Annotated in this window: 8 protein-coding genes and 3 pseudogenes; 5 read left to right on the top strand and 6 right to left on the bottom strand. The window is 45.7% G+C overall.

The window, feature by feature from the left end; translation table 11 throughout:
• Positions 1 to 150 precede the first annotated feature (150 nt).
• Positions 151 to 2,148, bottom strand: coding sequence for a BCCT family transporter (locus RYZ59_RS24135; RefSeq protein WP_181553026.1), 1,998 nt, complete (start codon positions 2,146 to 2,148; stop codon positions 151 to 153).
• A gap of 321 nt (positions 2,149 to 2,469) precedes the next feature.
• Positions 2,470 to 2,757, bottom strand: a pseudogene (locus tag RYZ59_RS24130) (IS5/IS1182 family transposase); the annotation flags it as partial.
• On the opposite strand from RYZ59_RS24130, the pseudogene RYZ59_RS24900 reads away from it, so the two are divergent.
• The 5 genes and pseudogenes from RYZ59_RS24900 to RYZ59_RS24110 form a co-directional block, all read left to right on the top strand.
• Positions 2,735 to 2,825 (top strand): annotated as a pseudogene (locus RYZ59_RS24900) (helix-turn-helix domain-containing protein); the annotation flags it as partial. The pseudogenes RYZ59_RS24130 and RYZ59_RS24900 overlap by 23 nt on opposite strands.
• 380 nt (positions 2,826 to 3,205) lie before the next feature.
• Positions 3,206 to 3,436, top strand: a complete 231-nt coding sequence (gene vapB / locus RYZ59_RS24125; RefSeq protein ID WP_045295158.1) for a type II toxin-antitoxin system VapB family antitoxin — start codon at positions 3,206 to 3,208, stop codon at positions 3,434 to 3,436.
• A 3-nt stretch (positions 3,437 to 3,439) separates the two neighbouring features.
• A complete protein-coding gene (locus tag RYZ59_RS24120; RefSeq protein WP_115626088.1) occupies positions 3,440 to 3,850 on the top strand; it encodes a PIN domain-containing protein in 411 nt (136 codons plus the stop codon).
• Between the two features lie 682 nt (positions 3,851 to 4,532).
• Complete coding sequence (locus tag RYZ59_RS24115) at positions 4,533 to 5,489, top strand: sensor domain-containing diguanylate cyclase (RefSeq protein ID WP_318051076.1); 957 nt, start codon at positions 4,533 to 4,535, stop codon at positions 5,487 to 5,489.
• Between the two features lie 424 nt (positions 5,490 to 5,913).
• The gene (locus RYZ59_RS24110) at positions 5,914 to 6,618 is read left to right on the top strand and encodes a GNAT family protein (protein ID WP_318051074.1); all 705 of its coding nucleotides are present in this window, start codon (positions 5,914 to 5,916) and stop codon (positions 6,616 to 6,618) included.
• Positions 6,619 to 6,668: 50 nt separating this feature from the next.
• Here RYZ59_RS24110 and RYZ59_RS24105 read toward each other — a convergent pair whose 3' ends face one another.
• From RYZ59_RS24105 to RYZ59_RS24895, 4 genes and pseudogenes are all read right to left on the bottom strand, one after another.
• Positions 6,669 to 7,472, bottom strand: coding sequence for an EAL domain-containing protein (locus RYZ59_RS24105; protein ID WP_318051081.1), 804 nt, complete (start codon positions 7,470 to 7,472; stop codon positions 6,669 to 6,671).
• 90 nt (positions 7,473 to 7,562) lie between these two features.
• Positions 7,563 to 8,246 (bottom strand): annotated as a pseudogene (locus tag RYZ59_RS24100) (CSS-motif domain-containing protein); the annotation flags it as partial.
• 402 nt (positions 8,247 to 8,648) lie between these two features.
• A protein-coding gene (locus RYZ59_RS24095; RefSeq protein ID WP_318051072.1) for an IS3 family transposase occupies positions 8,649 to 9,796 on the bottom strand; the annotation gives its coding sequence in 2 pieces (ribosomal slippage) (positions 8,649 to 9,559 and positions 9,559 to 9,796; 1,149 coding nt in all).
• A 761-nt stretch (positions 9,797 to 10,557) separates the two neighbouring features.
• On the bottom strand, positions 10,558 to 10,617 hold a 60-nt coding region (locus RYZ59_RS24895; RefSeq protein ID WP_071528444.1), incomplete at its 5' end, for an IS1 family transposase.

The following is a 10,617-nucleotide window of genomic DNA, read 5'->3' as shown; positions in this document are numbered from 1 at the left end:
GATTCAAGCAAGCCAACTTGTCGTCAAAATCGGTGTTGCAAAAACGGGAGTGACCATAGATTCCGTTTTCCAAGCGGCCCCCTATATACCCGCCAGGAGGAGAACCCGGCAGAATAAAGAAAAACACCGCCGAAAGGCGGTGTTTTTGTATTAGCGAACCAAATGTAAGAAGTGAAGATGCTTTTCATACTGGTCGAGAATATCGTTGATAATCTGTTCCTGATTCCAGCCCATCACATCGTAATCCTGACCGCCTTCTTTCAGGTAGATTTCAGCCCGATAGTATTTATGCTGTTCTGCCTGCTGCTCCTCATTATCCAGCCCGGAGATCGCAAAGGTAGGAGCAACATAACCACGGAGTCTGACTTCGTAGATGAAGTTAAGCTCATTGCCTAAATCCACTTCGAAGCGAATACGGTCTTCGCCACTGTTGTTGATATGGCTTACGGTGCTCTGTTTGTTCAACTCATCCTGAACCATTGTCATGGCAGGCTGAATGACATCATCCATAAAACGTTTAACCAACGAACGTTTTGGCAGATGGGCGATATTGCGCAGTCTGCGCTGCCACGGAATAGGATTACGCGCAGCGGTAGGTGCAATGGTGGTCATATTCTGGCTGTCGCGCTTGGTGATGTCCCGTCGCAATGCTTTCAGCAATCCGTATATCGATATCAACAAAATCACCGAGAACGGCAGGGCGCTGGCAATGGTCACCGTCTGCAAGGCGCTAAGGCCGCCCGCAAGCAGCAACGCAATGGCGACCAGCCCCATCAGTGCAGCCCAGAAAATACGCTGCCAGACGGGCGTATTGCTGGAGCCCCCGGAGGCTAGGGTATCCACCACCATCGCTCCGGAATCTGCCGAGGTGACAAAAAATACGATGACCATCGCCATGGCGATGAACGACAGAATGCTTGAGAACGGGAAGTGCTCAAGGAAATTAAACAGCGCCAGGGCCACATCCTGCTGGACGGTATTGGCGAGGTCCGTCGCCCCTTTCTGCATGATCAGATAAATCGCGCTGTTTCCGAAGACGGTCATCCATAACAGGGTGAAACCCGCCGGGACGAAGAGCACGCCGGTCACAAATTCGCGGATGGTTCTGCCGCGAGAGACGCGGGCGATAAACATGCCGACAAACGGTGACCAGGAGAGCCACCATCCCCAGTACAGCAGCGTCCAGCCACCTAACCAGTTGCTCGATTTAGGCTCGTAGGCATACAAATTAAAGGTTTTACTGACCATTTCGGACAGATAACCGCCAGTGTTCTCAACGAACGATTTCAACAGCAGAACCGTAGGTCCCAGCAACATCACCATCACCAGCAGCAGCAGCGCCAGGCTCAGGTTGATCTCGGACAGAATACGAATGCCCTTATCCAGTCCCGACACCACCGAAATCGTTGCCAGGCCAGTGATGACCACGATCAGGCTCACCTGCACCGTTTCATTAATTGGCACGCCGAAGAGATGATTAAGCCCGGCGTTAACCTGCAGCACGCCATAACCGAGGGAGGTGGCCACGCCAAGCACGGTGCCGATAACTGCAAAGATATCGACCGCATGGCCAATCGGTCCGTAAATACGATCCCCGATAATCGGATACAGCGCCGAACGCAGGGTCAGTGGCAAGCCGTGACGATAGCTAAAGAAGGCCAGTATCAACGCCACTATCGCGTAAATCGCCCATGCATGGAGTCCCCAGTGGAAGAAGGTCAGGCGCATGGCCTGCTTGGCGGCTTCGACCGTTTCCGGGGTACCAACCGGCGGAGAGAGGTAATGCATCACCGGTTCTGCCACCCCGAAGAACATTAGGCCGATCCCCATCCCGGCGGAAAACAGCATCGCGAACCAGGAATGATAGCTGAAATCAGGTTGGGCGTGGTCGGGCCCAAGTTTAATATCGCCGTAGCGCGACAGCCCGAGGAACGTCACGCTCAGGAGGATCAGCGCTACGGCCAGAATGTAAAACCAGCTGGCGTTGGTGAAGATTTGATTCTGCAGAAGTTTGAAGTTTTTATCGGCCAGATCGGGGAAAGCCGCGGCAAAGGCGACAAGGAGAAATATTAACAACGCCGAGGTGAAAAACACCGGCTTGTTAATATGGTTTTCAGACTTTTTTATTGGGGTTTCATTCTCACTCATAAGCTCATTTATTCCATTGTGTGTTCACTTCGCCCTGGATGGATGAATTTTGTCACAGCCCGATCCTAACAAAAGAAAAGGAGTGATGCCTAATGACCTTAAGAATAAGCTGAATCGCTTCTACGATACCTATAATGATAATCGCTGTTCAGGCTTGTGCCAGGATTTGCTCCGCCGCCGCCAGATCCGCCAGCGTATCAATGTCGTGCACTACCCCCGACATCGCAGAGCGACAGCTCCAGAACCTCCCCCTGACGGCGTGCGCGGGGCTTTGTTGAATAAATCGGATTTAGATAAAAGCGCTCCTCGTCGCTGACTTCCTCAGGCAATCCGTACACTTTCTGGCATGCCTGCACACGTCATTTTGTTTAAGGCACGGATCATGGCCATAGCCTCTCCAACCTGCGCATCATAATCCCGAAACGTAAGATGCCCGCCAAACAGCTGTTTGACACGGTACATTGCCGTTTCTGCCACCGAATGTCGGTTGTAAGCCGTGTGCCATTTCCAGTACGCATTACTTCCCGTCAGCCGTTGCCGGGTAACGGCCTGATTTCTGTCGGCATATTCAGCCGGCCAGTAACCTGCGCGGGTTAACTCCGGGATCAGTATCAGCGCCATTGCGTGAATTTAATACCACCCGGCAAACCATTCTCAGGGAAAAGGCAGGGCAATAATGATCCTGAGTTCACAGCTGGACGGTCTGCTATAAAGTGAGCTGCAGACATTGTCACAGACTTCCGCTCCTCGCTCCCTCCTGCCTTTTGCCCTGAACTCATTCCTGCCGTATCTCCATTGACTGTCCATATGATTACTCAGTTCAAATCCGACTTCGGGAGTTTTCGGATCTCCGGTGAAAAGAGAAGAAAACATATAGGTCATGCATATCCACATGCCTTACATCCGCATAGGTATGGCATACGCATATCCTCACCATCTACATATGTCATAGCTATGCACATACTCAACAGCTGCCTATACTTAACATGTGCGCACACCCATGCATGAACTTCATATCGGAAATGTCATGCATATCCAAAATATTCGGGAGTTAAGTATGAGAACCGTATCGATATTTAAAAACGGCAACAACCGCGCCATCCGTCTGCCCCGCGATCTGGATTTTGAGGGAGTGAGCGAGCTGGAGATCGTCCGGGAAGGGAACTGCATCATCCTTCGTCCCGTCCGGCCGAGCTGGAGCTCATTCGCCATGATGGGCAGGGCCGATCCGGAGTTTATGGCGGAGCGCGGGGACGTTGTCAGCGACAAAGGAAGGAGTGAACAGTGAACAGTGAACAGGACGTATATGCTTGATACCCGTTTCTGCGCGTTCATCCTGCGCGAGCAGCCGGAAGCCGTGCTCACGCGACTGGAGCAGGCGGTGCTGCGCGGCCACCGTATCGTGATCTCTGCCGTCACCTGGGCCGAACTGTCACAGGCGGCACGGGCGTCCGGTCCCGCCACGCAGGCACTGGCCGACGCGTTCTGCGCCAGTCTCGATGCCGTGCTGGCCTGGGACCGGGCTGCTGTGGAGGCCACCACTGAAGTGAAAGCGTCCCTGGCTGCAGCCGGAACGCCCATCGGTCCGAACGACACGGCGATCGCCGGGCACGCCATTGCCGCCGGTGCCGTACTGGTGACGAGGAACGGGGGGGAGTTTGAGCGGGTGCCGGGACTCACGCTGGAAGACTGGGCCCGCTAGCTGCAGTCTGATGCAAAAAGCTTGCGTAATGCCAGACGTGAGCTTTTCTTGCCCTGTATCAGCGATACCATCGGGAGTGGTGATACAGATAGTCCCCCTGAGACATAAAAAAACATCTGAGAGGGAGGTTTTTAGATAACGCTGCTCTTGTCTATTACAACCTGATCATTACGTTTTCTCATCAAATGGATCAGCGCTGAAAAAATACTGACAAGTGCACCTGTCGCTCACTCATTTTTCTATCAGAAAACTAATCAGTAAGAAGAGTACAGCACAGTATCATGAACATCGGAAGTTATGGCGTTCATGTACAACCTATGTCATTTTAAAACATGAGTTTTTTATTATCATGAAATGGTTGCGGTAAGAATATTGCCGATGAAGCAGTCACGCCGGGCTGATCATAATGATAAAAAACTCCTTCCGAATCAGGCACTTTCAGACCAGCCCGTACATTTACAAAAGTAAAGACAGAGTGAATTGCCAAATCATGATGCTGATGATAAAAAGGCGTGCCCTCTGTCTTAAGATAGATTTTATACGTTATTAACTGATTAGAGCAGCCAGTCATAATCTAAGCAGGGTTATCTGACTGTATAAAAAAATAAAATATGATAACAGCTACTTTCCTTTCAGCAATTTATCGGCAACGGTGTCCGTGCTGCCGTCAGATTCTCTACTGATGAATAAAGATATGCGTGACAGAAAAGAAGAAAAAAGATTACATTCACTCTACACCATGGGCATCCTCGACAGTAACACTGAGGAGCGTTTTGACAGGCTGACAAGGATCGCCTCAAAACTTTTCCAGGTTCCTGTTGCGCTGATTTCATTGGTTGATCGAGATCGCCAGTGGTTCAAATCAGCCTGTGGTCTGGATATCAGATCCACGCCGAGAACTGATTCTTTTTGTGCTGTTGCGGTTGAAAACGGGCGTCCGCTTGTTGTCAACGATACGCTCAGTGAGCCAGCATTTTCTCATAATCGTCTGGTGCTTAATGAACCCAATATCCGCTTTTACGCAGGCTATCCCGTACACCTGCCGGACGGCGAAATTGCCGGAACAATCTGTATCCTTGATACTAAACCCCGTGAATTTACAGCTGATGAGTTTTCCTTACTGCAGGATCTTGCTTTTATTGTTGAAGACGAATTCCGGATAATCAACCAGGCAACGACTGATGCCTTGACCGGGCTCTGTAACAGACGTTCTTTCACACTGATAGCGGACGAAATACAGCGAAAATCGCTCAGGAATAACAATACATTTTGCCTGATCATCATAGACCTTAATGATTTCAAGCTAATCAACGACACCTACGGGCATGCGGAAGGCAACAGAGCCCTGAAGGATTTTTCTGAAATACTGCAGAACACAGTAAGTGAAAATGGTTTCATTGCAAGGATGGGGGGGGATGAGTTTGCCGTGCTCATCCCGGAAGCATCGGAAACGGAAGGTGAGACGTTTATAACGCAGATGAACGAATCCGTAAAAAAATATAATTTAAAGCATACAGACTACAGACTTGATTTCTCTGGCGGAGTGGCTGTCTTTGATAAATACAAACTAAACTCTGTTTCACTTATGATGAAACAGGCCGACAGAGAGATGTATCGTAAAAAAAAATCATCAATATGATGCTGTCAGAAGTTGACGGTCGAGTCATACAGCGTTATCGTTAGCCCGAATAGCCTGTAAAACAGTAAAAATGAAGTATTATAAAATTTGCCCGCCCCGCGCGGGCTTTTTTTTGAGGAAGGAATGCTGCGGCTGAAGATTTTTCAGTATTTCCTTCTGCCTGCCTTGAGTGAACGTCAAGGGTTTAAAAAAATGGAGCTGAAAACCTTCGCACGGCGCCATATACAACCATCTGTCATATTGATTTAATGTAAATCAGTATAACTTAGAAGAAATTACACCATCTGTATTAAGCAGCAGGGACTCTTTTACCTTCGTTGCCGCGCCTGCCATTAAATAAATAAACTTTTAGCGAAGCTAAATATGGTGTGTTTCTTTGTGCTAAGCTATATTCGATACATTATACAGCCTTCAGGAGGTCATTATGGGTTCTGTCAACAGGTTCGGACAGAAAACTGGTCGTGAAACCAGAAACTGGTCCAGACGGGAAAAACCGGAAAGTATAGAACTGAATGGGTTATGGTGTCAGATCAGACCATTAAGGACAGATGATGCAGAAACTCTTTTTCATGAATGGTATAGTATTGATGATGACAGGGACTGGACCTACCTCAGTCACAATAAACCACAATCTATACTACAATGCATCGACTATTTTAAAAAACTAAGTGAATGCAGCCATTCTATTCATCTTGCAGTGACAGATAAAAATGACAACCTCGTCAAGGGGATATTCTCTGTAGATAATATTGACTGTGATAATGGTGTTTTTGAACTTGCTAATGTCAACTGGACTCCGCAAATGAAAAGAACAAGAGTAAGCACTGAAAGTATCTACCTTGTTCTGTCTCTCTTTTTTAATAAACTTGGCTACAGACGATGCGAATGGAGAACAAACATTTATAATGAGGATGCCATCAAATCAGCGAACAGGCTGGGTTTTACTCATGAAGGTATATTGAGAGACAAAAAAATCACAAAAGGTTATTCCGAAGATATTTCCGTTTTTTCTGTAACTTCCGGTGACTGGCCCGGGATAAATGATGCATTGATAGCCTGGCTCAGGAAGGAAAATTTTGATGAGCGCGGAAGACAGATAAGACACCTCAGTGATTTTTATCTCCCCTGATCTTCTGACTGCCAGGAGCATCTGGCAGCAGAGACAAAATTCTGTTCAAATTATTTTGTATTATGTCGGCATATAAGTTCTGTCGCTTCTGCAAGTGTCAGTGCCCGGGAATAATACCACCCCTGAGCACTACTCTGTGGCCAGAACTTCTTCAGATAATTCACCTGCTCCTGCGTTTCCACCCCTTCAAACACAATTTTATCAGAAATATTCCGGAACATTTCATATAAACCGGGAAGCAGATTGTAACTCAGCGATTCTGTGCCGATAGCATCCGTCAGTGATTTGTCTATTTTAATTTCATCAACGTCAAGAGCGGTGATTAAATTTAAATTGGAATACCCCATTCCAAAATCATCAATAGCAAACCTGACGCCATGTTTTTTATAAAAATCGATATATTCTTTCATTTCTTCAAAATCTCCGCCTTGACGCTCCGTTATTTCAAGAATAATCGTCCCAAAGGGAATATTGTATTTTGAAATTAGTGAAGTAAGTGTTTCCTTAAATTTAACCGAATCAAGATCACACGCGTTAATATTTATACTTAGAAATAATTTGTTTTGTTTGGCAATCTGAATAAAATCATTTATTGCATGTGTAACTACGTATAATGTAACTTCTCCCTGTAACCCCTCTTTTTCTGAAAGAGGTATAAACACATCAGGACCAATATTTCCAAGTCTTTCATCCTTCCACCTAAGTAAAGATTCGAATCCGCAGATGGTATCGTTATTAATCTTGTAAATAGGTTGGTAGGCCACTGATAATCTTCTATCTTTTAGCGCTTTTGTAAATCTTACCGAAAGGGAGTCATTAATTTCACGTTTATCCATAATGATGATATAGATCATCAAGCCTGATATTAGGGATACTATTACTAATAATACAGTTATACTCCAGTGTTCAAATAATACATTCAAAAAGTATCCTCCCCCGGCAATGCAGAGATCATAATGGTGACTGCACGCTTCGGACTGAATAAATCTCATAGGGAGGTTGGCATGTTTATCCAGAAGCGCAGAGTCAGGTCCAATTTTAAAGAAGTGTTCATTATGTTTTCTATTTCCCACTACTGCACTGAAATTTTTTGTATGCAGATCAGTTTCAAATCGCTTAAATGAAAATGGTGAGACAATAACTGCTATTTCTTTGGAGATATATGCATCGGCAGAAATACCATTTTTTAATGCAACACCAAACAACCATATGCCTTCCTTTGATTGGATTTTTTTCTCAAAATGATCAAGAGATAATGGGAGGCGCATACCCCCCCAAATAGCGCTACAGGTTAACCCGATTTTCGACGTGTAGCCTACATCTTTAATCAGAGAATAAGGCCAAACAACACCTCTGAGATGCTGAAGATTCTCATAGGAACAGGGCCAACTGCTCACATCCGAGCTTGATCTTGCTGCCGCGTTAACAGTATCAACCTGAAGCATGAGAGACTCAGCACGGTTAAGAACATCAGAAGTATAATCCTTAATTCTGTCCCGAAAAATCAGGTATGCGATCCCTTCTAAGGATATGAAGAAAAACAAACCAGATAAAAGTAAAGAAAATATCAAAATCACAGGATTATATTTCTTTTTTTCAAAATAAATCCATTTTTTTATCTTAAGCATAATCATCCAGCGCCTCCTGAAAACAGTGTACCGCAGAAACCAGCTATTGTTTCCGGCCAGTTTCATTTACCAGCCCACCGACTCTAATGTTAGAGTATCGGCATTTCTTTATATTACTTTACTCTATAGTTATCATATGTGTAACTATTTAACAGGAATCATTTTGAATAATTAATTTATTCCTGATTAAATAATTTATAAAAATATCATTGGCTGCGAATATCGCTAATTTATCAGTATGAAGAACATCATTTAAATTGTAACAAAACTCTTTGCTTTATAAATTGTAAATATGTAGGAAATTTGATAACATTAAATATGTTTACGTAGAAAAAAAGTGTATTTATTAAAGAAATGAAAGTTGATTTGAATTTTCAATAATAGTGAATCGCCACGGATAATCTAGACACTTCCGAGCCGTTGATAATACTGGTTTTCATATTCTGTCGGTGACATCTGATTGCTCGAACCATGCCGACGCTTACTGTTATAAAACATTTCGATGTAATCAAAAATATCGCTGCGGGCTTCTTCCCGCGTTCCGTAGATCTTTTTCTTTATCCGTTCGCGTTTCAGCAACTGGAAAAAGCTTTCTGCAACCGCATTATCGTGACAGTTACCGCGACGGCTCATGCTCCCCTCCAGGCCGTGTGATTTCAGGAACGACTGCCACTCATGGCTTGTGTACTGACTGCCCTGGTCCGAATGAACCAGCACCTGTTTTTGGGGATTACGCCGCCATACAGCCATCAGCAGTGCGTTCAGGACAATGTCCTTTGTCATCCGGGATTGCATTGACCAGCCGATAATTTTGCGTGAGAACAGATCAACAACCACAGCAAGATACAGCCAGCCTTCGTAGGTCCTGATGTAGGTTATGTCCGTTACCCAACGCTTATCCGGAGCATCCGGATTGAACTGTCGCTGGAGCCTGTTGGGCGATACGATACTGCCCTCGCCTTTGCGTGCCCGCGGGCTCCGGTACCCGACCTGAGCCTTTATCCCGGCACGATTCATCAGTCGCCAGACTCTGTTCACTCCGCACTGTTGACCGCTATCCCGCAAGTCCAGATGGATCTTGCGATAACCATAAACGCAACCGGACTCCAGCCAGAACTGTTTGATCTGTCCCGTCAGTCTCAGATCTACCTGGTGGCGCTGAGAATACGGTTGCTTAAACCAGGCGTAAAAGCCACTGGGATGAACATCCAGCACCCTGCAGAGCAGACGAACAGGCCAGCAACGGGAGTTGTCACGAATAAAGGCGTACCTCAGTCGGACAGCTTTGCGAAGTACGCCGCGGCTTTTTTTAATATGTCTCGTTCGTCAGTAACCCGCTTCAACTCCTTCTGGAGTCGGCGGATCTCGGCCTGAGCATCTGACTGTTCTTTATTAGTGGATGAGTCCGGACCGTACTTCTTTATCCAGGCGTAAAGGCTGTGGGTGGTGATATCGAGACGTGTTGCAACGCTGGAAACAGAATGACCGCGATCAATAACCTGTTTGACTGCTTCAATTTTAAACTCTTCGGGATAACGTTTACCGCTCATGGGCACCTCTCTTTAAGTCATCTTAAATGACTCCGAGGTGTCTGTTAAACCCGTGGCGATTCAGGTGGCCAAATTTACTGTGCCACTACAGTCGAACAATCACATAGAGCGATAAAATCAGACACTTCAGGACAGATTCATCCAAGAAACCTCCTCAAAGGCATCTACAGTGTCGAGGGCGTCAATTCTTTGCTGGATACTCTTATATCGGATTCCAATCGGTTGCTTATCAGACCAGTATAATTCTTGAAAGGCTTATATTTTCCAATACGTGGAAATCCGAAAAGGTTTAGATGATATCAAGTCCGGCCTGGAATCTCAGTGAGATAAAAGGATATGATTGTCTGATACCTGATACTGACCATTTCACGGACAGAAACTGAGTAACAGTTCATATAGACAATTCCTTAACAAAAATGAGGCATATTAACCCCCTTATTTGTCGTTTTGTTCATGACAATAGACGCTATACTACTGGGACCCTGACGTACACAGAACCAGGATACTATTATTCGACCATTTTTCCCCCGTGAGGAATGGTCTTTTTTTATCAAATTGCCATTATCCCGATGAATTTGAAGCCCAGAATACCGGTGCATTAAGTCCCAAAAATAACGATTACCTACACATACCTCACATTTGTTACACTGCACAACAATTAAGCAACGTGGCTATCTGAACCATAACCTGGTATGATATTTGCATACTGATGAATACATAACATCAGACAGTTTATTGAAGCGGTCGGTAATGACTCCAACTTATTGATAGTGTTTTATGTTCAGATAATGCCCGATGACTTTGTCATGCAGCTCCACCGA

Source organism: Citrobacter sp. HN-141 (genome assembly GCF_033341895.1).
Classification (GTDB): domain Bacteria; phylum Pseudomonadota; class Gammaproteobacteria; order Enterobacterales; family Enterobacteriaceae; genus Citrobacter.
The sequence above is the reverse complement of the archived record's forward strand: the minus strand, read 5'-3'. Positions and strand labels throughout refer to the sequence as shown.

Bases quoted from the DNA above. Each gene is read 5' to 3' on its own strand.
- RYZ59_RS24110 (WP_318051074.1), top strand. From the start codon at position 5,914: ATGGGTTCTGTCAACAGGTTCGGACAGAAAACTGGTCGTGAAACCAGA.
- RYZ59_RS24115 (WP_318051076.1), top strand. From the start codon at position 4,533: ATGAATAAAGATATGCGTGACAGAAAAGAAGAAAAAAGATTACATTCA.
- vapB (WP_045295158.1), top strand. From the start codon at position 3,206: ATGAGAACCGTATCGATATTTAAAAACGGCAACAACCGCGCCATCCGT.
- RYZ59_RS24135 (WP_181553026.1), bottom strand. From the start codon at position 2,148: ATGAGTGAGAATGAAACCCCAATAAAAAAGTCTGAAAACCATATTAAC.
- RYZ59_RS24105 (WP_318051081.1), bottom strand. From the start codon at position 7,472: ATGATCTATATCATCATTATGGATAAACGTGAAATTAATGACTCCCTT.